Below are 24659 nucleotides of genomic sequence, written 5' to 3' on the forward strand. Positions count from 1 at the left end.
CAGACAAGTCCTCTCAATCTGCGTGAATGGATCAGTCGACTATGGGCGTTTTGTGGCAAACAGATCCGAGAAAGAATGTGGTTCCGACTGAATGTGTGGATGAAGCGCCTATACCTGAAAAACCCCCTCGCAGTCGCACAAAGCACGGGTGGGGGGCGTTCTGGTTGTTGTTGCTGATAATACTGATTGTCCTGGGGCTGGCCGCGGCCAAGGAAATGCGCACGTCAAAGTTTCAATCCCGGGAACTCAGCCAATACGCCGCCACCCTGAGCTACGAGCTGAAACCCGGTCCCAGCGATGCCATTCACTATCCCGGTGCCGGTCCTTTCGACCTGCGTCTGGGTTATAGCTCCCTGGGTGAATTCCTGCCGCGACTGATCAAGCGTGACTACGTCGTGGAGTCCCAGACCCGGTTTTCCAAAAAGTTGATGGACTACACCGACAAGGGCTTTTTCGTGCCCTACGCGGAGAAAATCCAGGCTGGGTTGTCGATCACCGATTGCCGTGCGGCACCGCTTTACCAGTACAAATACCCACAACAACTGTATTCAAGCTTTGCAGCGATCCCCCCGGTGGTGGTCAACAGTTTGCTGTTCATCGAAAACCGCTTTCTGCTCGATCCCCGTCAGCCCCGGGCCAACCCTGCCGTGGATTGGCCTCGGTTCGGCATGGCGGCGTGGTCACAGGTCGCCAAGTTAATGCACTTGCCGGGCCAGTCGGCGGGCGGCAGTACCCTGGCAACGCAACTTGAGAAGTACCGGCACTCACCCGATGGCCTGACCGTGTCCGGTGCGGAAAAAATCCGTCAGATGATTTCTGCCAGTGTGCGCGCCTATCAGGCCGGACCGGACACCCTCGAAGCCCGGCAGAACGTGATTCGCGATTACCTAAACAGCGTGCCCCTGTCGGCAGTACCGGGCCACGGTGAAGTGCATGGCATGGCCGAAGGTTTGCGCGTCTGGTACGGCGCCGATTTCAACCAGGCGAACGAGCGGCTGGCCAGCAAGGAGACAGATCCGAAAAGCATGTCGGAAAAAGGTCTGGCCCTGCGTGAGATGCTGTCTTTGATGATTGCCCAGCGCCGTCCTTCCCACTACCTGACCAAGGGCCGCGATGAACTGGCCGAACTCACCGACAGCCACATTCGCCTGCTGGCACTGAATGGCGTGATCGATGCGCCACTCGCCGCATCGGCATTGGCCAGCAAAGTGACCTATCGCGACTGGCAGACACAGCCGACCATTCAGCCGATCGAAACCAACAAGGGCATCAGCGTGGCACGCAGTCGTCTGGGCGGGTTGCTCAACCGTCCGCTGTACGACCTCGATCGCCTTGATCTCTCCGCCACCAGCACCCTGCAAGGCGAGTTGCAAGCCCAGGCTACCGAGTACCTGAAGCATCTGGCCGACCCTGTGTTTGCGGCGCAGATCGGCTTGATGGGCGAACGCCTGCTGACCCCCACCAGTACCGCCCAAGTGCGCTACAGCTTCACGCTGTTCGAACTGACCCCGGACGGCTCGCGGGTGCGGGTACAGACCGACAGCACCGACCAGCCGTTCGATATCAATGAAGGCAGCAAGCTGGAACTGGGCTCCACCGCCAAGATGCGTGTGCTGACCACCTATTTGCAGATCATGGCCGAGTTGCACGATAAATACGCAACGATGACCGTCCCGGAACTGAAGAAGGTCGACGTCCCTGAACAGGACCGCCTGAGTCGCTGGGCCGTCGATTACCTGATCCAGAACAAAGACCGTAACTTGCCAGCCATGCTCGGCGCGGCCCTGGATCGCAAATACTCGGCCAGCCCCGGCGAAGCTTTTTTCACCGGTGGCGGGCTGCACACATTCGTTAACTTTCGCAAAGAAGACAACGGCCGCCTCCCTACCCTGCGTGATGCCCTGCGGGAGTCGATCAACCTGCCGTTCATTCGGTTGATGCGTGACCTGGTGCGCTACACCACGTATTCCGGCCCCAGCAGCAGCGCCGAACTGCTCAAGGACGACCGCGACCCTCGGCGTCAGGAATACCTGGCCTCGTTCGCCGACCGCGAAGGCACGTCGTTCCTGCTGAAGTTCTGGAAGAGGTACAAGAACAAGGACACCCAGGCGCGGCTCGAGACCTTCCTCGACGGCATGCGCCCGACCCCGATCCGCATGGCCGCGGTGCATCGTTATCTGTTGCCACAGGCCAGTCAGGAAAGCTTCAACATGTTCGTGCGCTCGCACCTCTCCGGCGCCAAGCTCACCGAGAAACTGACCGACGAACGCCTTCAACGGCTCTACGAAAGCTACGGCCCTGGCGCCTACGACCTGCCGGACCAGGGCTTCATCGCCAAGGTTCACCCGCTGGATCTATGGTTGATCGGCTACTTGTTGAACAACCCCGATGCCAAGTTCAGCCAGATCGTCAAAGCCAGCCAGTTCGAACGCCAGGAAGTCTACAGCTGGCTGTTCAAAAGCCGTCACAAGGGGGCCCGCGACAGCCGCATTCGCACCATTCTGGAGATCGAGGCGTTCCTCGACATTCACCAGCGCTGGCAGAAAGTCGGCTACCCGTTCGATCACCTGGTACCGTCGCTGGCCACCGCCATCGGCAGTTCCGGCGATCGCCCCGCAGCCTTGGCGGAATTGATCGGTACCATCCTCAATGACGGCGTGCGCATGCCGACGTTGCGCATCGACAGCCTGCACTTCGCAGCGAACACGCCGTACGAAACCAAACTGATCAATGACCCGGATGTCGGTAAACGGGTGATGCCTTCCGAAGTCGCCGCCGCCATGCGCGAAGCGTTGTCGCAGGTGGTGGATGCCGGCACAGCCAAACGCATCTCCGGCAGCTTCGTAACGCCCGATGGCAAACCGTTGGCCATGGGCGGCAAAACCGGTACGGGCGATAACCGCATCGAAGCCTTCGGTTCGGGTGGGCGAATTCTGAGTTCGAAATCCATTAACCGCACCGCGACTTTCGTGTTCTACATCGGCGATCGTCACTTCGGCACGATGACGGCGTTCGTGCCCGGGCAATCGGCCGAAACGTTCAAGTTCACCTCGGCCCTGCCCGTGCAAGTGCTCAAGGGGATGGCGCCGATCCTCACGCCCTATTTGCAACCGGGCAGCGCGTCACGCTGTCTCCCGGTTGAAGCGTCGAAAGTAGCCGCAGCGGATAAACAGCATTGAATAATGGGTATGCATTGCAATATTAAATGAGTCCCTTGTTTCACCCAGCACCGGTGTGGTCGCCATGCCAAGCACCGCCGCTATGGCCCCCCGGTTAGATGCCACACACTCATGGATTCACCGCTTCGAACATCAGGTGCACCGTCCCGAAGTACGAACCGGGGACGTAACCATCGGCCGGCTTCACCGCCTCGATCTCCAGCTGTACCCGCTGCCCGGCACGCGCCTGTTCGTCATTGATCACCGGCGTATCGAGCAAGGACAACAACTCCCGGTTGAACCGCACGTTCAGCTCGATACGCTCGCGCCCATTGAACAGGTAAGGCATCGCCGCCAACCGTGCAGAAATGCTGCCGTTCACATTCTTCACATCGAACGGTTCGCGCAACGAACGCAATTGGGCGGTTACCGGATTCCAGTGCATGACCTGTTCCTGCTCCAGAAACCCCGCGTTCACCGGCAGCACATAGAACGCATGGTTGGGGATGGTGACCGAGACATGAAATACCTCTTCTTCACGGATGCCCCACGCCAGGCTGCTGACCAGCAGCAAGGCTGCCCCCACCATCGTGCCAATCCCTGGTCCCGGGTAACGATTCACCCTTTCACCTCATGCTTTTTCAGCTCACTACCTTCCACCAGCGTGAAGTTGTAGTGCCGACCAGCCTGCTTCTCGAAGCTGAAGGCCTTGCCTGGCATCACATGACTTTTGATCACAGGACGGCAGTCGTTTTCATCCTTGACTGCGCAGTCCTTGAACTCGTCGACCACCACCACCGTATTACCCTTATTGGTCAACGTATAGCTAACGGCGCCGTCGTCAATTTGAGTGCTATAGCGTGTGTCCTTGGGGCGCACGAAAAAAATCGTGCCGTAGCCCGCCAGCACATTGACCCCGGCCGACAGTGATTGCTTGTATTGCTCCCGCTCTTCGGCGGGGATCGCGAATTCGTCTTCTTTTTCGGGGACGACCGGGACAAAGCGCACCCGAAAATAGCGCTCGCGATCACGCGGGCCCATGAACAGCAGTCGCGTACCCTGCATGCCGTTGGCCGGGACAATCAACCGCGCCGGGCTGGCCATCAGGCCGTCTCGGGAAGCCGCGTCGCTTTGCGGCTTGAGCTCCACTTCTTGGGGTTTACCCTGGGCGTCGTAGATGATTTCCAGAATGTTGACCTTGACGAAGGCCGTACTGTCACCGCCATTGAATACCCGTTTCAGGTAAGTACTTTTATCCCCGTCCAGGTAGTCGTAAACCACCCCTACATTGATTGCCGGTCCGGCGTGGGCGATCAGCGGCAACAATCCTGCAAACGGCAGTGCCCATCGATAGTTCATGTGCTTGTCCTCTTGGTCATATAACAGGGGGCGGGGGCAGGCGGTCTGGATAATCAGATTTCAGAATCCCAGATCACCGTGACGTTTCCGGAGTAGGTTTTGGCGGAACCGGTGAGCATTTCCTCGACTGCCGGGCGGGCGATTTCGAAGTGCAGGGTGCCCGGTTTTCGATCAACGTAATGACCGGGTTGAAAGAGTTCGGTGCCGCTGCCATCAAGCAACAACCGGCGTCGGTTGACCGGTTGACCAGCCGCGTCGGTCATGCCGTTGGGCAGCGTGACGGCGATGTCCACAGGCACCGCGCCCCCGGAGTTCAGGTCATACACCATGCAGGTGTTACCACCGTCGCCGTACTGACACTCGAGGCGCATCTTGAAGCGGCTGGAGGCCGACAGATTGAAGGTCTGATCCCGGAACAAACGCTCCGGTTTTCGGTTGCGTTGCAACCAGGCCTGCCAGCCACCTTGAGGGACCAACTCAACCCGGTTACCACCCGGAGGCACTTCCACCTTGAGGGTGTGCTCGACATTCAGGGTGAAGTTGAAGGTCATTTGGCTATCCACCGGGATCATGATGTCGCCAAAATCGAAATCGCCCCCTGGGACCATCGTGTAGGTCAGGCTGCCGACATATTGCCCGGTGGACATTTCCAGCGGCTTGGGTGTTTTAAGTTCGTAGGCATATTCGAGCGTACGATATTCCAGAGACGGGATTTCGATTCCTGGAGTGACCGTACAAGCGCCGGCACCTTCCGGCACCACCCAGAAAAAGTTGGCATTTTTGATATCCGCCGTAAAGAAGCCCGTTGCAACACAGGGCGATGGCGGCGCCCGCCAGGGTCGGTCCCAACTAACGCCAGGCCAAGCCCAAACCCCTACGCCAGGTGATCTCCAATGGCTTCCAATCCCGGCAATACGCACCTCAACCGTCGCCACTTCGCCGGTACCGACATGGGTGACTTGCACAGGTCGAAATTCCGACGGCACCTTGAACATTGCCGCACGTCGAGAATCAGGCCCCGCCGCCAGTGCAGGCATCGGTCCAGAGGCCAGCGCCCTAAAGGCCTCATCTCGCAGACTGAAAATCCCCAGCCGCTCGCATTGAGTCGGAATATGCCCCCGGCAAATGGAACTGATGGGGGTGGTGTTCTTGAATTTATTCACCTGAGGATTATTAGGATCTGGCCGAAACACTGCCGTGATCTCATGGGTCACGGCGCGTGCTGGGTCAGCGAACAGCATGCCGATTAACAGCAAGCCCCGAATGCCTTGCTCAAACTGCTTTTTCATCATCACCCCGCCTTTTGAACATTGAGAGTCGAGTCGGCGAGCGTGTCCGGCGTGCAACGCAAGTCGCCAATCATCAGAACATCCTGCTCGACGCGGGCCTTGCCCGGATCAAGACGGAACTGACACAGCAGTTGATTGCCTGAACGCACTTCCAGCGTCGGCGAACCGGCGTTCATTTCCATCGAAAAGAACCCGTCGACCTCGGTCACACCCCGACTGGCGTGGTTGATGATGTGATGCCCTCTGAGCGGTTGGCCCTGAGGGTCGACCAAGCGACCGAGCACGCTCACGGTTCTCATCACCTGCACCTTGCGATAAGCCACGCCGCCCTTGTTCAGGTGGTAGTTCATGCGGGCCGGTTGAATGGTGGCGGCCGGCACGTGATTGCCTTCGAAATCGAAGCTCACGGAGCTGTTCTTGTAAGCCGTAATCGGCACAAAGTTGCGCCCTGGGCGCAGGGCCGTGCTGGCGCCGCTCAGGTCGTCGGCACGCAGGGCGATGCCATCCACGTCCGACTCCACATCGATAATCATCCCGGCGCCGCGTCCAGTGTGCTGGCTGGTGAGAGCGATTTTCTGACCGCCCACGGCCAAGGTGCTGTTCAAGTTCAGGCCGCCGGTGAAGTCGTCGCTGAAAGAAGAGCGTTGGACGAAGGCGTCGCCTATCAGGGTGTCCGTCATGAAATTCGCGGTGCCGGACACGCCCACACCGTAAGTGTCGGTAATACCGGTGGCCGAGACGCTTTGCAGCACATGGTTTTGCAGGTCTTTGCGGTAAGTCAGCGATGCATTGTTGTCGCGCCCGCCATCGCGCGACGTACGCGAACCGATGCTGCCGGAGATTTGCTCCCCCGGTGCCCCAAGGGCCAGGCTGACGCTCAGGTCCACGCCCCGGTTGCGGTCATTGCCGCTGCTGACACTGCCCGGTCGATCAAATACGGTAAATCGCCAATTGGCATCGCTGCCAAACAGGTTGCCGCGCTGACTCCATCCCAGGTCCAGGCCCATGCCCTCGACGTTGCCTTCGCTATGCGACACGCGGGCGTTGAGCGAGGTGCGCTGGCTCAAACGATGGCTCAGCGATAACGACGAATTGCTGGTTTGGCCGTTGAAAACATTACGCTGACGAATGCGCGTACCGTCGGGCAGGGTTTCGTAAGTGTTGCGCGTATCCAGCCAACTACGATTGTGACTGGCCACCACGTTGCCCGAGCCATAGCTGTAGAGCGTTTGTAAATCGAGGCCAGTGCCGTGGTTCTGGGTTTGATAGACGTTGGCGAACAGGCTGGCGTTGTTGGCCACCGTCCAGTCGACCGAGGTGCCCAATTGCAATGAGTCGCGAACCTGACGCCCCGACATCCCAAGGATCACCCGTGGGTGCAACAGGAAGTTGAACGCGGCACCGGCCGTCATGTCGCCCTCGGCCTGTTGCTCCCAGTTGCTCAGCAGTTTGCTTTCGCGACCGGCAAACAGGTTGTAGCGCCAGCGTTCATCGTGGTTACGCCAGTTGTTGGGCTTGTAAACCAGTTCCTGGGTGGTGGAGGTGATCTGGCCGTCTTCGATCAGGCGTATTTCGACTTCATAAATACCGCCGGGCAATGGCCGGGTATCGAGGGTCTGTAAACCGGCAGGTACCGGCTGGGTATTGATCAACAAACCGTTGCGATAGATTTCCACCGACCCCAGACGATTGGCCGTGACGTAAATCGGGTAGACGCTGGGTGTGGGGGTGTTGACCGCCAGGCTGTCGGAACTGCCGTACATCACGCCGATCGCGGTATCCGGGCTGGCACCAAACGCACGCGGCTGGCGACTCAAACCCTCGGAGTTAGGGGTGAAATACCCCAGGCGCACAAACGTGCCCTGCAATTCGCGCTGGCTGTAGAGTTCGTACACCGCGTGATAGAGCTTGTCATCCTGGCCCCCCAGGCGAGCCAGTTGCATGTTCACGCTTTGGGTCCAGTTGCCCAGGCTGCCGCTGGCCTCAAGACCATAACGACCGCCCAGATCCTGCCCCTGCCCACCGTTGAGGTTCATCTGGTTGTGCAAGATCAGGCCACTGCTGCCGCCTTCGGGCAACTCGTAGTGGCGTTTGGCTTCAGTGTCGCGCTCAGCGTTTTCAGTAACGATCGATACCAGCGAATTAGCCAGGTTGTAATGCACGGCCAGCATCTGCTCTGGGCAACTGCCTTCGCAGGCGCCCAAGGCCACGCCTTTTTGCAAGTAAGCCGACCAGACTTCACGTTCACTGGCATTGAAGTGACTGTCGCTGCTATCGGTGAATTCAAGCAAGGTGATGCGATCATCGCGCGTTAAAACAATCATCGCCTCACCCAGATTTTGTTGGTCCAGTTCCACCCGAACAGCCAGCGGCACGTCAAAAAAGTGCTCTTCGAATTCCGCAGGCAAACCTTTGGCTTGTGCGAGCAAACCTCTAGGAGTTGTACTGTCTTTAGTGGGCGCAGCTAATGCACTTGCACTTGCGCACGCCCACAAAATAAGCGCAGCCGCGATCGGCGTCATCGGGAACATGAACGAAATACTCAAGTTTCGGAAACTTAAAAAAGATCCGACAGGCCGCCGATAACGACGACCTTTCGGTTTACACCATCAAACAACTAATGCGTGTAAATCACGGCTTGATGACAGGTTCATAAACGACGGTGAACGTCCCGGCAAAGTTACCGGTCTGGCTTTTCGTCGGCGTGGCGGTCCTGATCGACATTGCGCGTTGTACGCCGGCGACGGAGTCCGTTTCGTTGACGATTTCCACAGAGTCGTCAGTCAACATAACACCGCCCATGTAAACCGCCATTGGAATACCGCTAGTGCCATTGTAGAGGGTCGCAGCAGCCTGACCACCCTCGATGTAAGCATTAATCGCGCCTTTCGGATCGGTGTGCTTGAGGTTATGAACGGCACTCACAGGTCGAAAACCGGCACTGCTGTCGTTGTTATCGACCAGGACAATTTCCAGGTCCTTGCCGAAGTCGACATCCTGCGGCGCAACGTTAAAGGTGGCCGTCGGAACGAATGCACGTACGTTAATGGATTGCGAGATGGGCTCAACAGCAAATGCCATGGAAGTGTTCAGTGCCAACACAGCCAGCGGGGAGACGATTGCGAGTTTCTTGAACATTATTCTTTACCTGTTTTTCAAATTGATCGGGCCGTCGAATTGAACAAGCTGCCTTAGCCGCCACCGCTTACGAGATGATGGTGATTTGCCTCATTTCGACGCCGGGAATAGTCGATCAATTGTTCCGGAAAGTAAGCCGGAAAGTTCCTAAACCCCTGTAACCATAGTGCTATAACGCCCGAGTGAAAAAACTCTAAATAACGCAAAAGAGAAAGTACTGCTGTAAGAGACAGACTACAAAGCGCGGAGACTCGGCAATTAATGGTTCACACTCACTAACTAGCATCTGTAAGACAAGTACCACATCTACCGCAAATATTGGCTCCGATGAATCAATTAGAGAGTTTGCACTAATTCAACTTATTTACTTCAACTAAAAGCGCTGACTTTTCCAATCAATAGGTTTTTCGGCGGGGCCTGCCGGGCAAGCGGGTGGAAAGCCATTCGTCGGGGGGCATTGATCTTCAGATAAGATATATCTTAAGTTGTATCTAAACACGACGAGAGCAAGCAGAAAATGAGAGACCATCATTCCCCCCACCGCGAACACGGTGACGGCCACGACGGCTTTGAGAAGCGCCCCGGCCGCGAACGGGGTGGCCGAGGCCCGCGGGTGTTCGCCCCCGGTGACCTGAAACTGCTGCTGCTGGCGCTGATCGCCGAGCAGCCCTGCCATGGCTACGACCTGATCCGCCAGATCGAAAGCATGTTCGACGGCGCGTACAGCCCCAGCCCCGGTGTGATTTACCCGACCCTGACCTTCCTTGAAGAAAGCGAAATGATCCTGGGCGACGCCGAAGGCGGGAAAAAACGCTACACCATCACCGACGCCGGGCGACTGTCGTTAAGCGACCAGGCGATCGCACTGGATGGCGTACGGATGCGCATCGAGGTCAGCAAGCGCTCATTGCGCGGCCATGACCGCCCCGCCGAGATCCACGAAGCAGTGCATAACTTGCGTCATGCCTTGCAGATGCATCACGGCCGCTGGAGCCCGGAAGAAATCCTGCGGGTGCGCGACCTGCTCAACAACACCGCTAAAGCCATCGTCGATGGCTCTGCCGTTCAACCCGCTCAGGAGCAAGCCGAATGACTGAAGTGATCGTGCAAACCATTCACCGCGTCATGCATGAAATCAAACGCCGTCGGCTGCAAGTCGTGCGGGTGGTCGACCTGACGCCGCGCATGCGCCGCATCACGCTGGGTGGACCGGAGTTGGCGGGCTTCGTCAGTCTCGGCACGGACGACCACGTCAAACTGTTGTTCCCTCAAAACGCGGCGGAACAAGCCGCCCTGGAAACCCTGGTGCTCGGTGCCGGCAAAGACAACGGGCCGATGCCGGCGATGCGTGATTACACCCCGCGGCGCATTGACCTCGACGCATTGGAACTGGACATCGACTTCGTGCTGCACGGCGACGGCCCTGCCGCGACTTGGGCCGAGCAGGCCAAACCCGGCCAATTCCTGCACATCGGCGGCCCACGGGGCTCGATGATCGTGCCGGACATCTTCGACAGCTACTTGCTGATTGGAGACGAAACCGCCCTGCCCGCGATCGCTCGGCGGCTGGAAGGCCTGGCAGCCAATCGCCGTGCATTGGTGATCGTGGAAGTCGAGAACGGCGCCGAACAGCAACGACTGGAAAGCGCCGCGCAGATCAATGTGATCTGGGTATTGCGCGAGGGCGGTCGGAACAACTTGCTCAAGACTGTGAAGCAGCTGCAGGTGCCCAGCGGCAATCTGTACGCATGGGTGGCGACCGAGAGCAAAGTATCGCGGCAGATACGCCGGGTGTTGCTGGATGAACACGGGCTTAGCGAGCAGTCCGTCAAAGCCGTCGGCTACTGGCGGCTGGATGACAGCGACGAAGATTGATTCTGGCTGGCGGCGCTATCGGCGCCGCCCAAGCTGACGGTCGATCCCCATCACTAGCAAGGCAATCACCACAAACCCCACCAATAACCCCCCGGCATTCACAAACACCTGTGGATAACCCAGCTTGGCGACATCAATGAACGGATAGGGATAAACCGCCAGCAGATGCCCGCGCCACAACGAGTATGCGAAATACACCACGGGATAGATCACCCACGCCGCGACATGCCGCAGTCGCAATGTGCCTTTCGGTACACAGCACCACCAATACGCCAGAAACAGCAGTGGCATGACGTCATGCATCAGCTCATCGGCCAGCCATTGCCAGCCTTGCGGATGCCATAAATGGCGCAACAACACGTTGTACCCCAGGCCGACCACGGCGATGCTCACGGCAATGCCGCTACTGACCCACGGCTGTAAAAACCAGCGTCGCGCGGCCGACTCGCGGGACGTCAGCTCACACGTCAGCACGGTCGCCACCAGCGTATTGCTCAGCACGGTGAAATAGCTGAAGAAGCTGATCAGCCCACCGAGCAGGCTGGCTGCCAGCGTCCAGCGTGAGTAGAAAATCAGGTACAGCTGAATGGCCAGTCCCGCCCAGCCGAGCACCGCCGCCACAGCGACAAAACGACGCCTCGCGGCAGAACCTGGCGTCGGTGGGTTGACCATGCTCAGACCGGTCGCTTGGTGCGCATCAACTTCACGTACAAGCGTTCGACCTTCTCCCGCGCCCACGGAGTTTTGCGCAGGAAGGTCAGGCTCGACTTGATGCTCGGATCACTCTTGAAGCAGCGGATATCGATGCGCTCGGCCAGCCCCGACCATTCGTAGTGTTCAACCAGCGCGTTGAGGATTTGCTCCAGCGTCACGCCGTGCAGCGGGTTGTTGTTCTGTTCGGTCATGCCGGGCCTTCGAGCGGTGAAAGAATGGGAAGCCGCGCACCTTAGCCGAGGGGCTGGTCAGGTGGAAGGGCTCTGTGCGCTATCTGTTAAATGTAGGTGAACCCGCAAAGATCGCCTCCCGGCACTGTTACCGAATACGAAAGAATTCATGTCGTTAAAAGCGCTTTCTCTATTTGTAACAGGACATTATCCTTGCGCCCGTCAAGCTGAAACGCTTCCGCTGCCCGCGACATACTGCCGCTTCAGTTCATTTCCCAGAAAAAGACCCAGAATTACTTCCCCTATGCCTTATTTTCAAACTCCGCGAGACAGCGCTGTCTGCACCGCTATTGCCCATCGAAAAGCCCTGAACCTGATCGGCGGATTCACCGCGCTGGGCCTCGCTACTTGCACCCAGGCCGCTCCGGCTTTCGATAGTGATTCGCCGTGGATGCTCGGCGACTGGAACGGCACGCGCACCGAACTTTCGGAAAAAGGCTACGACTTCAAAGTCGATTACACCGGCGAAATGGGCAGCAATCTGCACGGCGGCTACGACCATGACCGCACCGCTCGCTACAGCGACCAGTTTGGCCTCGGCACCCACATGGACCTGCAGAAGATTCTGGGCTGGGACGACGCCGAATTTCAGCTGACCATCACCGAGCGCAACGGCAACAACATCAGCAACGACCGCATCAATGATCCGCGCGTAGGCGGGTTCACCTCGGCTCAGGAAGTCTGGGGTCGCGGACAAACCTGGCGCCTGACGCAGATGTGGTATCAGCAGAAATTCTTCGATCAAAAGCTCGACATCAAGGTCGGTCGTTTTGGCGAAGGCGAAGACTTCAACAGCTTCCCCTGCGACTTCCAGAACCTGGCGTTCTGCGGCTCGCAAGTCGGCAACTGGGTCGGCGGCATCTGGTACAACTGGCCGGTCAGCCAGTGGGCGATGCGGGTCAAATATCACCTGACGCCGGAGCTGTATGCGCAGATCGGAGCGTATGAGCAGAACCCGTCGAACCTCGATCGCGACAATGGCTTCAAGCTCAGCGGCAGTGGCACCCAGGGTGCGATCCTGCCGGTGGAACTGGTGTGGTCACCGAAGCTCAACGGCCTGCCGGGTGAATACCGCGCCGGCTATTACTACAGCAGTGCCAACGCCACCGACGTTTACAAGGACAGCAACGGTCAGCCGGCCGCCCTGAGCGGCGAGGCTTACCGCAGCGCGTCGAGCAAACACGGGGTGTGGCTGGGTGTGCAGCAGCAATTGACCAGCCGCGCCAGCGACAACTCCCGCGGCCTGAGCGTGTTCGCCAACGGCACGATGCACGACAAGAAGACCAACGCCATCGACAACTATGTCCAGGCAGGTGTCGTCTACAAAGGCTTGTTCGATGCACGCGCCAAGGACGACATCGGTTTCGCCCTGGCCCGCGTTCACGTCAACCCGGCCTTTCGCAAGAACGCCGAGGCGACCAATCAGGCCCGCGCGGTCTTCGACTACAACGACCCGTCCTTCCTGCCACCGCAGGACACCGAATACAGCGCCGAACTCTATTACGGCGTGCACGTCACGAACTGGCTGACCGTGCGCCCGAACCTGCAATACATCCGCCACCCCGGTGGCGTGGACCAGGTCGATGACGCGCTGATTGGCGGGATCAAGATCCAGTCCTCGTTCTAACCAACACCACAAACCCTGTGGGAGCGAGCTTGCTCGCGATAAGGCCAGCACAGCCAATATTGATGTTGTCTGACCCACCGCTATCGCGAGCAGGCTCACTCCTACAGGGAATGCATCAACCCAACCATTTTTATATGAACCCTGCCCGCACCGGATCGTCATCTACAGTGAACTTGCGCGGGACTACTTAAAACGTCACGGAGAACCACACTATGAGCACTGATGGTGCTTTGAGTCGAAGCCGTCTGCTGCCGAGCCTGCTCGGTATCCTGCTTCTGCTAATGGGCCTGGCCATGCTGGCCGGGGGGATCAAGCTGAGCATGCTCGGCGGCTCGCTGTATTACCTGCTGGCCGGTATCGGCCTCGCGCTGACAGGGGGGCTGCTGATCGCTGCCCGCCGCTCTGCGCTGGGGCTGTACGCAGTGGTGCTGTTCGCCAGCACCGTTTGGGCCCTGTGGGAAGTCGGCCTCGATTGGTGGCAACTGGTGCCGCGTCTGGCGATGTTGTTTGCCCTCGGTATCGTCCTGCTGCTGCCGTGGGTCCGCCGCCCGCTGCATCTCGGTGAGTTCAATCCGGTCGGCACGGGTGCGCTGAGCGCTGCCGTGGTGATTGCCGGTGTTGCCGCGCTGGCCAGCCAGTTCACCAACCCCGGTGAAATCAAAGGCCAACTGGACCGCGACGGCGTGCCGGGCATGACCAACACCGCCCCGGCCATGCCCGACGGTGACTGGAATTCCTACGGCCGCAGCGCTCACGGCGATCGTTACTCGCCACTGGCGCAGATCACCCCGCAGAACGCGAACAAGCTCGTTCCGGCCTGGACCTTCCGCACCGGCGACCTGCCAGGGCCGAACGACCCGGGCGAAACCACTGCCGAAAACACCCCGCTGAAAGTCAACGGCATGCTCTACGTCTGCACGCCGCACAGCCAGGTGATCGCGCTGGACCCGGACACCGGCAAGGAAATCTGGCGTTTCGATCCGAAGCTCTCCACGCAAAATGCGGCGAACTTCAAGGGTTGGGCGCACATGACCTGCCGTGGCGTGACGTATCACGATGACGCCGCCTACGCCTCCGAGCAAAGCCCGACTGGTGCCGCCAGCCCTGCGCCGGTCAGCAGCGTTTGCCCGCGTCGCATTTTCCTGCCGACTGCCGACACCCGTCTGATCGCCCTCGACGCCGACACCGGCAAGATGTGCGAAGACTTTGGCGACAAGGGCCAGGTTGATCTGCGCGCCAACATCGGCGGCTTCACGGCGGGCGGTTACTACTCCACCTCACCTCCAGCGGTCACTAAAGACCTGGTGGTGATTGGCGGCCACGTGACCGACAACGTTTCCACCGACGAGCCAAGCGGCGTGATCCGCGCGTTCGACGTGCACACCGGCAAACTGGTGTGGAACTGGGACAGCGGCAACCCGGACGACACCACGCCGATTGCTGAAGGCAAGGTCTACACCCGCAACTCGCCGAACATGTGGTCCATGTTCGCCGTCGACGAAAAACTCGGCATGCTTTACCTGCCAATGGGCAACCAGACCCCGGACCAGTTCGGTGGTGCGCGTACCCCTGAATCGGAACTGCACGCCGCCGGCCTGACCGCCCTCGACATCGCCACCGGTAAAGTGCGCTGGCACTTCCAGTTCACCCACCATGACCTGTGGGACATGGACGTCGGCGGCCAGCCAACCCTGATGGACCTGAAAACGGCTGACGGCGTGAAGCCAGCGGTACTCGCGTCCACCAAGCAAGGCAGCATCTACGTGCTGGACCGCAGCACCGGTAAAGCGATCGTGCCGATCAACGAAGTGCCGGTGCCGCAAGGCGCTGTCGAAGGTGATCACACTTCGCCAACCCAGCCGAAGTCCGACCTGAACCTGATGCCGCCGCCGCTGAAAGAGCACGACATGTGGGGCGTCACCCCGTTCGACCAACTGATCTGCCGGATCGACTTCAAATCCATGCGCTACGACGGCCCGTTCACGCCGCCATCGCTGCAAGGTTCGATCGTTTATCCAGGCAACTTCGGCGTGTTCGACTGGGGCGGTATCTCGGTTGACCCGGTGCGTCAGATTGCTTTCATGAACCCGGACTACATGGCGTTCAAATCGAAATTGATCCCGGCCGCCGAAATCGCCGCCCAAGGCCCGCGCAAAAGCGAAACCGAAGGCGTGCAGCCCAACAAAGGCGCGCCATACGGCGTCATCCTCGAACCCCTGCTCTCGCCACTGGGCCTGCCGTGCCAGGCACCGGCCTGGGGTTACGTGACAGCGGTCGACCTGACCACCAGCAAAATCATCTGGAAACACAAAAACGGCACCGTGCGCGACAGCTCACCGGTTCCGATCCCGTTGAGCATGGGCGTGCCTAGCCTGGGCGGTACCTTCGTCACGGCTGGCGGCGTTGGTTTCCTGAGCGGCACCCTCGACCAGTACCTGCGCGCCTACGACGTGAAAAACGGCAAGCAACTGTGGGAAGGCCGCCTGCCAGCCGGCGCGCAAACCACTCCGATGACCTACACCGGCAAGGACGGCAAGCAATACGTGCTTGTTGTTGCAGGTGGTCATGGGTCGCTGGGCACCAAGCAAGGTGACTATGTGATTGCGTATAAACTGTCCGAGTAAGTTTTAGCGGCGGTTAAAGGAAAGGCGACTCCTGTGAGGGGGTCGCCTTTTTTTCTGGCCGCTGGATTTCCGATCCACCGCACATCCCCTGTGGGAGCGAGCCTGCTCGCGATAGCGGTGTGTCTGTCGACATCAATATTGAATGAACAATGGCTATCGCGAGCAGGCTCGCTCCTACAGTTGAATTGGGTACATCTGCAAGATATTGATCGGCTGTCAGGCCGCCTTCGCGAGCAAGCCCGCTCCCACAGTGGGACGGTGTACACCCGAGGCTTCTCACCACTCATCAGGCCGAGCGTTAGCTCGCCTGCAGCTCTTGATCTTGATTCACCCGCCCCTTCACGCCCTGAGCCTGTCCGTCAACCTGTGACTACCTCCATCGGCGCCTCTACCAACGTTGATCCGCGCCACGTCAACCGCACCTGTCAAAACCCTGAACACACACCCAGAAATATCCCCTGCCATTGAAACCACCCCCCACCTGCCCCATCTAAGACCCATACCCCATTGCGCAGGTGCCCCATGAGCGACCAGCAAGAATTTCCCGAAGACCCGAGCGAATACGCCGACCCAGAGAACGCCGAACACCACTCCACCGGCAAAGGCCTCGCCCTGCCAGGCCAGAACCTGCCGGACAAGGTCTACATCATCCCGATCCACAACCGCCCGTTCTTCCCGGCCCAAGTACTGCCGGTCATCGTCAATGAAGAACCGTGGGCCGAAACCCTCGACCTGGTGAGCAAATCCGATCACCACTCCCTGGCCCTGTTCTACATGGACACGCCTCAGGAAGATCCGCGCCATTTCGACACCTCGGCCCTGCCGCTCTACGGCACCCTGGTCAAGGTGCATCACGCCAGTCGCGAAAACGGCAAACTGCAATTCGTCGCCCAAGGCCTGACTCGCGTGCGCATCCGCACCTGGCTCAAGCACCATCGCCCGCCGTACCTGGTGGAAGTCGAATACCCGCACCAGCCCACCGAGCCGACCGATGAGGTCAAGGCCTACGGCATGGCGCTGATCAACGCGATCAAGGAACTGCTGCCGCTCAACCCGCTGTACAGCGAAGAGCTGAAAAACTACCTCAACCGCTTCAGCCCCAACGACCCGTCGCCGCTGACCGACTTCGCCGCGGCCCTGACATCGGCCACCGGCAGCGAGCTGCAAGAAGTGCTCGACTGCGTCCCCATGCTCAAACGCATGGAAAAAGTCCTGCCCATGCTGCGCAAGGAAGTCGAAGTCGCGCGCCTGCAGAAAGAAATTTCCGCCGAAGTTAACCGCAAGATCGGCGAGCATCAGCGCGAGTTCTTCCTCAAGGAACAACTCAAGGTCATCCAGCAAGAGCTGGGCCTGACCAAGGACGACCGCAGCGCCGACATTGAGCAGTTCGAACAACGCCTGGAAGGCAAGGTTTTGCCGGCTCAAGCGCAAAAACGCATTGAAGAGGAAATGAACAAGCTGTCGATCCTCGAAACCGGTTCGCCGGAGTATGCGGTCACCCGCAACTACCTCGACTGGGCGACCTCGGTGCCGTGGGGCGTGTACGGTGAGGACAAACTCGACCTCAAGCACGCGCGCAAGGTCTTGGACAAACACCATGCCGGCCTCGACGACATCAAGGACCGCATCCTTGAGTTCCTCGCCGTCGGTGCCTACAAAGGCGAGATCAGCGGCTCCATCGTGCTGCTGGTCGGCCCGCCGGGCGTGGGTAAAACCAGTGTCGGCAAATCCATCGCCGAATCCCTCGGTCGGCCGTTCTACCGCTTCAGCCTCGGTGGCATGCGCGATGAAGCCGAGATCAAGGGCCATCGCCGCACGTACATCGGCGCGCAGCCGGGCAAACTCGTCCATGCGCTGAAAGATGTCGAAGTGATGAACCCGGTGATCATGCTCGACGAGATCGACAAGATGGGCCAGAGCTACCAGGGCGACCCGGCCTCGGCGCTGCTGGAAACCCTCGACCCGGAACAGAACGTCGAATTCCTCGACCACTACCTGGACTTGCGTCTGGACCTGTCGAAAGTGCTGTTCATCTGCACCGCCAACACCCTGGATTCGATCCCCGGCCCGTTGCTCGACCGGATGGAAGTGATTCGCCTGTCGGGTTACATCACCGAAGAAAAAATCGCCATCGCCAAACGTCACCTGTGGCCGAAGCAACTGGAAAAGGCCGGTGTGTCCAAAGGCAGCCTGAGTATCAGCGACAGCGCCCTCAAAGCGTTGATCGACGGATACGCCCGTGAAGCCGGCGTGCGGCAGTTGGAAAAACAACTGGGCAAACTGGTGCGCAAAGCCGTTGTGAAACTGATCGACGAGCCGAAAGCGGTGATCAAGCTCGGCCCGAAAGACCTCGAAGCCTCACTCGGCCATCCGGTGTTCCGTAACGAGCAAGTGCTGTCCGGTACCGGCGTCATCACCGGGCTGGCCTGGACCAGCATGGGTGGTGCGACCTTGCCGATCGAAGCCACACGTATTCACACTTTGAACCGTGGTTTCAAACTCACCGGGCAATTGGGTGACGTGATGAAAGAGTCGGCAGAAATCGCCTACAGCTACGTCAGCTCCAACCTGAAGTCGTTTGGCGGTGATCCGAAGTTCTTCGATGAAGCCTTCGTTCACCTGCACGTCCCGGAAGGCGCCACCCCGAAAGACGGCCCGAGCGCCGGCGTGACCATGGCCAGCGCCCTGCTCTCGCTCGCCCGAAACCAGGCGCCGAAAAAAGGCATCGCCATGACCGGCGAACTGACGCTGACCGGGCATGTACTGCCAATTGGCGGGGTGCGCGAGAAGGTGATTGCGGCGCGGCGGCAGAAGATCTTTGAATTGATTCTGCCGGAGCCAAACCGCGGTAGCTTTGAAGAACTGCCGGATTATCTGAAGGAAGGGATTACGGTGCACTTTGCCAAGCGCTTTGCGGATGTGGCGAAAATTCTGTTCTAACCCCTGTAACTGATCGTTCCCACGCTCTGCGTGGGAACGATCATCTCCCGTAGCGCCGTCACAATTTGTCTCATCTTCGGTTATGCTCGCCGTTCGTCGTGAATGCCGGAGCCACTGACCTTATGTCCCCCACCCGCCTGTTTGTCCCCCTCGCCCTCTCCTTGCTGGCCGCGTGCGCCACGCAACCGAAACAGAACGTGACCGTGGAAAAACAAAGCGAATGCCCGGTGCAACTGCACAGCGGGCAAAACCTGATCCTGACCCTGCCAAGCAACCCGACCACGGGTTACCGCTGGGCGATCCAGGATTCCGCCGGTGGCGTTTTGCGCGCACTCAGCCCCGAGGTTTACAGCAATCCGGAAGACGTGGGGATCGTCGGTAGCGCCGGCCTCTCGACCTGGCGCTTCCAATCCTTTGCCGCTGGCACGGGCCGTTTGCGCCTGACCTACTCACAACCATGGGCGCCGGAAGTACCGGCAGTGCAAACCTTCGACTGCGCAATCTCGGTTAACTGATCGTGGGCTGGCTGATTCTGGCGCTGATGGGCGCGGTGACGTTCCTCTACGGCGTCAGCGTGCATGCGGCGTTGCTCTGCCTGCTGGTCAAGCCGCTGCCGGTTTTGGCCTTGCTCGGCTGGTTGCATGATGCACCGCCCACCGAGTATCGCCGCTGGATCAGCCTTGGATTGATTTTCTCCCTGCTCGGCGATGTGTTGCTGGCGTGGCCGGGGGATTTGTTTGTGTTTGGGCTCGGGGCGTTTTTGGTTGCCCACTTGGCGTATCTGAAGGCCTATTTGAGCGATTGCCGGCGCGTGGCGCTTTTACCGTTGATCATCGCTTTGGGCGTCGGCGCGGTGTTGTTGGGCATCTTGATTTCCAATGGGCTGGGTCCATTGCTCATCCCGGTGATCGTCTACGGTCTGGCCATCAGCGCCATGCTTTGGCGGGCGCTGGCCCGGCTCGGCACTGACGTGCCCAAACGCTCGGCGCTACTGGCGGCGGCAGGTGCGGTGGCGTTTGTGTTTTCCGACAGCGTGATTGGCATCAATCGATTCGTCGCGCCGTTTCATGCCGCGCCTTACGTAATAATCCTCAGCTATTGGCTGGGGCAATGGGGGATTACGGCGTCGGCCTTTTCTCAAGAACAACGCTGACCCCTGTGGCGAGGGAGCTTGCTCCCGCCCGACCGGGCTGGCGCACCAGTGCGCAGCGCTCGCCAGATTTGGGGCTGCTGCGCAGCCCAGCGGGAGCAAGCTCCCTCGCCACAATGGATTGTCACTGTCCGCAGCGGTTTATCAGACAACCCAAGCATCCCCCCGTCAATTTGGCTAAAATGCCGGCCTTTTCCACCTATGCCGCTGGAACCGCCGTGAGCAAAGAACCCGATCGCCTTTTCGCCCAGCCTTTGGCCCAGGTGCCTGACTTCGCCTTTAACGAGGACGTGGTGCGGGTGTTCCCGGACATGATCAAACGCTCGGTGCCGGGTTATCCAACCATCGTTGAAAACCTTGGCGTGCTTGCCGCGCAGTTCGCCCAGCCAAACAGCGTGCTTTACGACCTGGGTTCGTCTCTCGGCGCCGTGACTCAGGCCCTGCGCCGACATGTACGCACTGACGGCTGCCGGGTGATCGCTGTGGATAACTCGGCGGCGATGGTTGAACGCTGCCGCGAGTACCTCAACGGTCAGGACTCGATGTTCCAGGAGTTGCTGCCGGTGGAAGTGATCGAAGGCGACATCCTCGCCCTCGAATTCCAGCCAGCCTCGGTGGTGGCGCTGAACTTCACCCTGCAATTCATCGCCCCGGAACAGCGCACGGCGTTGCTCTCGCGCATCCGCCAATCGCTGTTGCCCGGTGGCGCGCTGATTCTGTCGGAGAAGCTGCGCTTCAACGATCCCGAAGAACACGCGCTGCTCACTGATCTGCACGTCGCGTTCAAACGCGCCAACGGCTACAGCGAACTGGAAATCGCCCAAAAGCGCAGCGCCATTGAAAACGTCATGAAGCCCGACAGCCTCGAAGAACACCGCGAGCGCCTGTTGGCCGCCGGTTTCTCGAAAGTCGTGCCGTGGTTCCAGTGTCTTAACTTTGCCTCGTTGATTGCCTTGCCATGATTGATCTGTCCCCCCTCGCCCGCCGTTTGGCCGGCACCCCGCTGGCCGATTGGGCCAACACTCTGCAAGCTCAGCTCGACAAGAAAATGGAAAAGGGTCATGGCGACCTGGAGCGCTGGCAGAGTGCGCTGAATGCTTTACCGAAGATTCAGCCGAGCGAAGTCGACTTGCTCAATGGTCTGACGCTAGACACCGATTGCGACGACGAAACCCGCGTTCAGATGCGCACTGCGCTGATGGGTTTGTCGCCATGGCGCAAAGGGCCGTTCGATCTGTTTGGTGTGCATGTCGACACTGAATGGCGTTCGGACTGGAAGTGGTCGCGGGTTGCACCGCATCTGGATCTGAAGGGCAAACGCATCCTCGATGTCGGTTGCGGCAACGGCTACTACATGTGGCGCATGCTCGGCGCGGGTGCCGACAGCGTGATCGGCGTCGATCCGAACTGGCTGTTTTTCTGTCAGTTCCAGGCAGTGCAGCGTTACTTGTCCGAGCCCAATGCCTGGCACCTGCCGTTCCCTTTCGAAGACTTGCCGCCGAACCTGGAAGGCTTTGACACGGTGTTTTCCATGGGCGTGTTCTATCACCGTCGCTCGCCGATCGAGCATTTGCTGGCGCTGAAGGATTGCCTGGTCAAGGGCGGCGAACTGGTGCTGGAGACACTGGTGATCGAGGGCGATCAGCAGCAGGTATTGGTGCCGGAAGACCGTTACGCGCAGATGCGAAATGTGTGGTTCCTGCCATCAGTGCCGGCGCTGGAACTGTGGCTGCGCCGGGCAGGGTTCACTGATGTTCGTTGTGTGGACGTGAGCGTGACGACGGTCGAGGAACAGCGCGGGACGGAGTGGATGAAGTATCAGTCGTTGAGCGATTTCCTTGACCCGGAAGATCACAGCAAAACGGTTGAAGGGCTGCCGGCGCCGATGCGTGCCGTGATCGTCGCCCGTAAGTAGTCGTTACTTGCCCAGACGCTGAAGATCCCCTGTAGGAGTGAGCCTGCTCGCGATAGCGGAGTATCAGTCAATAGTGATGTCGACTGACACACCGCTATCGCGAGCAGGCTCACTCCTACAGGGGTCGGTGTTTAGTCTGTGGGTTTGGCTCTACGGGCCTTGAAGAACTCGCTCAGCACCGCCCCGCACTCCTCGGCCAACACCCCGCCTTCGTACAGCACCCGGTGATTCAAAAAGCCCTGGGTAAAAAACTGCCCCTGACTCTGCACAATCCCGGCCTTCGGCTCCAGCGCCCCATACACCACCCGCGCAATCCGCGAATGCACGATCAGCCCGGCGCACATGCTGCACGGCTCAAGCGTCACGTACAGCGTGCTGCCCGGCAGGCGATAGTTGCTGGCCGCCAACGCCGCCGCGCGGATCGCGACCATTTCGGCGTGAGCACTCGGGTCATTGCCGCTGATCGGGCAATTGAACCCCCGACCGATGATTTCACCGTCCTGCACCAGCACCGCGCCCACCGGCACTTCACCGAGCGCCGCGCCTTGAGCGGCCAGGGCCAGGGCTTCGCGCATGAAGTCACGGTCACGGCTGCGGTCGATGATTGCGGTGGGACGTATCTGACGCATCACGCCACCTCGATGGCGGCCATCAGGCCGGTTTCCATGTGGTCGATCACATGACAGTGGAACATCCAGATCCCCGGGTTATCCGCCACCAGCGCCACCTGCGCGCGCTCGTTCTTGCCCAACAGGTAAGTGTCGGTGAAATAGGGGATGACCTTGTGCCGGTTCGAGGCGATGACCTTGAAGCTCATGCCGTGAAGGTGAATCGGGTGTTGATACTGAGTCATGTTCTTCAATTCGAAAATGTAGCTCTTGCCCTTCTCGAGCTTGGCAATCGGGCGGTCGGCGCAGGTTTTGTCGGTGATGTCCCAGGCCTTGCCGTTGATCTGCCACAGGCTCGGCGGCTTGCCATTGTCGGCGTTCACCGACACCGAGCCTACCCATTCGAAATTGAAGTTGAGTTTCTCGGCATTGGCCAGGTCCGGCTCGGCCACCGGGTTGGCGGGCAGCGCGGGCGGCCATTCGGTCGGTGCATCGGTGTTCACCACCGAACGGAACGTGCCCAGTCGTACCGGGCCGTTGCGCAGGGACAACTCTCCACCGGCCGGCGGTGCCTTGATCGCCAGGCAAATGCGCATGCCCGGGCCGAGCCAGTATTCCTTGCCCAACGGGCGCGGTTCGATGGGGTTGCCGTCCAGCGCATAGATCTGCGCTTCGACGCCAGGAATGTTGAGTCGGTAGGTCAGGGTGTTGTCGAGGTTGAGCAGGCGCACCCGGGTGATCTGCCCGGCGGGCAAGTCGATCACCGCTTGCGAGACGCCATTGATCGTCGACAGGCGCCCCGCCGTGCCACCACGGGCCGCTTCGCGAGGAATGCTGAATGCGACAAAAGCGCCCTCATCATCGACGTGCCAGCTCTTGAGGCTCAGGGTCTTCTCGTACTTGAAACCGGTAGGCTCGCGCTCTTCGATGATCAGCGGGCCGACCAGCCCGCGACCGAGTTCTTCGCTGCTGTTCACATGCGGGTGATACCAGTAGCTGCCGGCGTCGGGCACGCGGAATTTGTAGTCGAAGTATTCGCCCGGCAGCACTGGAAGCTGCGAGACGTAGGGCACGCCATCCATTTCCAGCGGCAGGCGAATGCCATGCCAGTGAATGGTGGTCGCCACCGGCAGATGGTTGATGAAACGCACCCGCAGCCATTCGCCCTGACGCACCCGCAACTCGGTACCCGGCGCCGACGGGCCGAACGCCCAGGCTTCGGTCTTGTGCCCGGCCACCAGCTCAACGTCCAGCGGTGCGGCGATCAGCTCGTAGTCGTGGCCCGCGTCGGCGTCGGCCATTTTGCCCAACCAGTACCGCGACGCGCCGCCCGCTCCGACACCAACGACAACAAGACCGGCCAGGCCACCGAGGATTTGGCGACGGGTAAAGGACATGAACTCAACTACCTCTCGTATCAGCGACAGGCGCGGGGGCCTGCAAAAGGCGAATACGATACACCTGCGGATGAGAAACAGTAAGGGCAGCGCGGCGTTCTGGGACAAGTTCAAAGGCCACCCCTCACCCTAACCCTCTCCCCAGGGGGTAGAGGGGACTGACCGAGTTGTTCTTGGAGCTACATCGACCTGAAAAATCGAGTCGAACTCAGGTTTTTTCCTCGCGATTTCATGCCGAACTTTAAACCTGAAAACTATGGAGATCTGCTCCCTTCCCCCCTCTCCCCCGTGGGGAGAGGGCTGGGGTGAGGGGTGGATCTTGAATCTGATCAACTAGCGTCCGGCGACCACCGCCCCCATCAACAAATGCACAACGCCTTCGTCCAGCATCATGACTCCCGGCACACCGGCCATATTCAAAGCCTGCCGATCCATCCGCCCCACATCCCGCAACTCCACTCGCACCCTGGTCAACGCCACAGGCTGCTGCGACTTGAGGTTATCCACTCCGCCCAGTGCGGCGACGATATCCGGGGCCAGACCAGAGACAGGCTGAGCAACCACTTTCGGTTCATCCACCACCAGATCCGGGGTCAACGCTTTCCAGAACGCTCGCTGCATTTTCTCGAACATGC

At 59.7% G+C, this 24659-nt stretch carries 20 protein-coding genes; 10 read left to right on the forward strand and 10 right to left on the reverse strand.

Annotation, left to right across the window (positions count from 1 at the left end; all coding sequences use genetic code 11):
* Positions 1-41: 41 nt before the first annotated feature.
* On the forward strand, positions 42-3179 hold the full coding sequence (locus QF010_RS04910; protein WP_033057421.1) for a transglycosylase domain-containing protein: 3138 nt from the start codon (positions 42-44) through the stop codon (positions 3177-3179).
* A 109-nt stretch (positions 3180-3288) separates the two neighbouring features.
* Here the strand turns inward: QF010_RS04910 and QF010_RS04915 are convergent, their stop codons facing one another.
* From QF010_RS04915 to QF010_RS04935, 5 genes are all read right to left on the reverse strand, one after another.
* Positions 3289-3780, reverse strand: a complete 492-nt coding sequence (locus tag QF010_RS04915) for a CS1 type fimbrial major subunit (RefSeq protein ID WP_231670541.1) — start codon at positions 3778-3780, stop codon at positions 3289-3291.
* Positions 3777-4517, reverse strand: coding sequence for a pilus assembly protein (locus QF010_RS04920; RefSeq protein ID WP_033057418.1), 741 nt, complete (start codon positions 4515-4517; stop codon positions 3777-3779). Before QF010_RS04920 ends, QF010_RS04915 begins: the two co-directional genes overlap by 4 nt.
* 53 nt (positions 4518-4570) lie before the next feature.
* Positions 4571-5806 (reverse strand): hypothetical protein, encoded by a 1236-nt coding sequence (locus tag QF010_RS04925; RefSeq protein ID WP_033057417.1) that lies wholly within the window; start codon positions 5804-5806, stop codon positions 4571-4573.
* Positions 5807-5808: 2 nt separating this feature from the next.
* On the reverse strand, positions 5809-8337 hold the full coding sequence (locus tag QF010_RS04930) for a CS1-pili formation C-terminal domain-containing protein (RefSeq protein ID WP_429532630.1): 2529 nt from the start codon (positions 8335-8337) through the stop codon (positions 5809-5811).
* Between the two features lie 100 nt (positions 8338-8437).
* Positions 8438-8944: a CS1 type fimbrial major subunit gene (locus QF010_RS04935; protein ID WP_429510987.1), complete on the reverse strand. Its 507-nt coding sequence runs from the start codon at positions 8942-8944 to the stop codon at positions 8438-8440.
* 517 nt (positions 8945-9461) lie between these two features.
* On the opposite strand from QF010_RS04935, the gene QF010_RS04940 reads away from it, so the two are divergent.
* Positions 9462-10037, forward strand: coding sequence for a PadR family transcriptional regulator (locus tag QF010_RS04940; protein WP_429532525.1), 576 nt, complete (start codon positions 9462-9464; stop codon positions 10035-10037).
* The gene (locus QF010_RS04945; RefSeq protein WP_429532526.1) at positions 10034-10819 is read left to right on the forward strand and encodes a siderophore-interacting protein; all 786 of its coding nucleotides are present in this window, start codon (positions 10034-10036) and stop codon (positions 10817-10819) included. Before QF010_RS04940 ends, QF010_RS04945 begins: the two co-directional genes overlap by 4 nt.
* A 15-nt stretch (positions 10820-10834) precedes the next feature.
* Here QF010_RS04945 and QF010_RS04950 read toward each other — a convergent pair whose 3' ends face one another.
* Entirely contained in the window at positions 10835-11491 is a 657-nt protein-coding gene (locus QF010_RS04950; protein ID WP_429532527.1) for a Pr6Pr family membrane protein, read from the reverse strand.
* A 2-nt stretch (positions 11492-11493) separates the two neighbouring features.
* A complete protein-coding gene (locus tag QF010_RS04955) occupies positions 11494-11724 on the reverse strand; it encodes a VF530 family protein (RefSeq protein ID WP_007944895.1) in 231 nt (76 codons plus the stop codon).
* Between the two features lie 283 nt (positions 11725-12007).
* On the opposite strand from QF010_RS04955, the gene QF010_RS04960 reads away from it, so the two are divergent.
* From QF010_RS04960 to cmoB, 7 genes are all read left to right on the forward strand, one after another.
* Positions 12008-13390 (forward strand): carbohydrate porin, encoded by a 1383-nt coding sequence (locus QF010_RS04960; protein ID WP_033057408.1) that lies wholly within the window; start codon positions 12008-12010, stop codon positions 13388-13390.
* Positions 13391-13602: 212 nt separating this feature from the next.
* Entirely contained in the window at positions 13603-16014 is a 2412-nt protein-coding gene (locus QF010_RS04965) for a glucose/quinate/shikimate family membrane-bound PQQ-dependent dehydrogenase (protein WP_429532528.1), read from the forward strand.
* A 522-nt stretch (positions 16015-16536) separates the two neighbouring features.
* A complete protein-coding gene (gene lon / locus QF010_RS04970) occupies positions 16537-18954 on the forward strand; it encodes an endopeptidase La (RefSeq protein WP_429510993.1) in 2418 nt (805 codons plus the stop codon).
* 122 nt (positions 18955-19076) lie between these two features.
* Positions 19077-19469 carry a protease inhibitor I42 family protein gene (locus tag QF010_RS04975; RefSeq protein ID WP_429532529.1) on the forward strand — a complete coding sequence of 131 codons (393 nt, stop codon included), beginning with the start codon at positions 19077-19079 and terminating at the stop codon, positions 19467-19469.
* 2 nt (positions 19470-19471) lie between these two features.
* Positions 19472-20107 carry a lysoplasmalogenase gene (locus QF010_RS04980; protein ID WP_429532530.1) on the forward strand — a complete coding sequence of 212 codons (636 nt, stop codon included), beginning with the start codon at positions 19472-19474 and terminating at the stop codon, positions 20105-20107.
* A gap of 179 nt (positions 20108-20286) precedes the next feature.
* The gene (gene cmoA / locus QF010_RS04985) at positions 20287-21066 is read left to right on the forward strand and encodes a carboxy-S-adenosyl-L-methionine synthase CmoA (protein WP_176471601.1); all 780 of its coding nucleotides are present in this window, start codon (positions 20287-20289) and stop codon (positions 21064-21066) included.
* A complete protein-coding gene (gene cmoB / locus QF010_RS04990) occupies positions 21063-22019 on the forward strand; it encodes a tRNA 5-methoxyuridine(34)/uridine 5-oxyacetic acid(34) synthase CmoB (RefSeq protein ID WP_429532531.1) in 957 nt (318 codons plus the stop codon). The genes cmoA and cmoB overlap by 4 nt, the downstream gene beginning before the upstream one ends.
* 131 nt (positions 22020-22150) lie before the next feature.
* On the opposite strand, the gene tadA is transcribed toward cmoB, so the two are convergent.
* The 3 genes from tadA to QF010_RS05005 form a co-directional block, all read right to left on the reverse strand.
* A complete protein-coding gene (gene tadA, locus QF010_RS04995) occupies positions 22151-22648 on the reverse strand; it encodes a tRNA adenosine(34) deaminase TadA (protein WP_033061505.1) in 498 nt (165 codons plus the stop codon).
* On the reverse strand, positions 22648-24024 hold the full coding sequence (locus tag QF010_RS05000; protein ID WP_429532532.1) for a multicopper oxidase family protein: 1377 nt from the start codon (positions 24022-24024) through the stop codon (positions 22648-22650). Before QF010_RS05000 ends, tadA begins: the two co-directional genes overlap by 1 nt.
* A gap of 333 nt (positions 24025-24357) precedes the next feature.
* Positions 24358-24657, reverse strand: coding sequence for a PTS sugar transporter subunit IIB (locus QF010_RS05005; protein WP_429510997.1), 300 nt, complete (start codon positions 24655-24657; stop codon positions 24358-24360).
* Positions 24658-24659: the final 2 nt, after the last annotated feature.

The sequence above is a fragment of the Pseudomonas silensiensis genome (assembly GCF_050434865.1).
Taxonomy (GTDB): Bacteria; Pseudomonadota; Gammaproteobacteria; order Pseudomonadales; family Pseudomonadaceae; genus Aquipseudomonas; species Aquipseudomonas fluorescens_W.

Bases quoted from the DNA above. Each gene is read 5' to 3' on its own strand.
- QF010_RS04910 (WP_033057421.1), top strand. From the start codon at position 42: ATGGGCGTTTTGTGGCAAACAGATCCGAGAAAGAATGTGGTTCCGACT.
- QF010_RS04920 (WP_033057418.1), bottom strand. From the start codon at position 4,517: ATGAACTATCGATGGGCACTGCCGTTTGCAGGATTGTTGCCGCTGATC.
- QF010_RS04925 (WP_033057417.1), bottom strand. From the start codon at position 5,806: ATGAAAAAGCAGTTTGAGCAAGGCATTCGGGGCTTGCTGTTAATCGGC.
- QF010_RS04930 (WP_429532630.1), bottom strand. From the start codon at position 8,337: ATGTTCCCGATGACGCCGATCGCGGCTGCGCTTATTTTGTGGGCGTGC.
- QF010_RS04935 (WP_429510987.1), bottom strand. From the start codon at position 8,944: ATGTTCAAGAAACTCGCAATCGTCTCCCCGCTGGCTGTGTTGGCACTG.
- QF010_RS04940 (WP_429532525.1), top strand. From the start codon at position 9,462: ATGAGAGACCATCATTCCCCCCACCGCGAACACGGTGACGGCCACGAC.
- QF010_RS04945 (WP_429532526.1), top strand. From the start codon at position 10,034: ATGACTGAAGTGATCGTGCAAACCATTCACCGCGTCATGCATGAAATC.
- QF010_RS04950 (WP_429532527.1), bottom strand. From the start codon at position 11,491: ATGGTCAACCCACCGACGCCAGGTTCTGCCGCGAGGCGTCGTTTTGTC.
- QF010_RS04955 (WP_007944895.1), bottom strand. From the start codon at position 11,724: ATGACCGAACAGAACAACAACCCGCTGCACGGCGTGACGCTGGAGCAA.
- QF010_RS04960 (WP_033057408.1), top strand. From the start codon at position 12,008: ATGCCTTATTTTCAAACTCCGCGAGACAGCGCTGTCTGCACCGCTATT.
- QF010_RS04965 (WP_429532528.1), top strand. From the start codon at position 13,603: ATGAGCACTGATGGTGCTTTGAGTCGAAGCCGTCTGCTGCCGAGCCTG.
- lon (WP_429510993.1), top strand. From the start codon at position 16,537: ATGAGCGACCAGCAAGAATTTCCCGAAGACCCGAGCGAATACGCCGAC.
- QF010_RS04975 (WP_429532529.1), top strand. From the start codon at position 19,077: ATGTCCCCCACCCGCCTGTTTGTCCCCCTCGCCCTCTCCTTGCTGGCC.
- cmoA (WP_176471601.1), top strand. From the start codon at position 20,287: ATGCCGGCCTTTTCCACCTATGCCGCTGGAACCGCCGTGAGCAAAGAA.
- cmoB (WP_429532531.1), top strand. From the start codon at position 21,063: ATGATTGATCTGTCCCCCCTCGCCCGCCGTTTGGCCGGCACCCCGCTG.
- tadA (WP_033061505.1), bottom strand. From the start codon at position 22,648: ATGCGTCAGATACGTCCCACCGCAATCATCGACCGCAGCCGTGACCGT.
- QF010_RS05000 (WP_429532532.1), bottom strand. From the start codon at position 24,024: ATGTCCTTTACCCGTCGCCAAATCCTCGGTGGCCTGGCCGGTCTTGTT.
- QF010_RS05005 (WP_429510997.1), bottom strand. From the start codon at position 24,657: ATGTTCGAGAAAATGCAGCGAGCGTTCTGGAAAGCGTTGACCCCGGAT.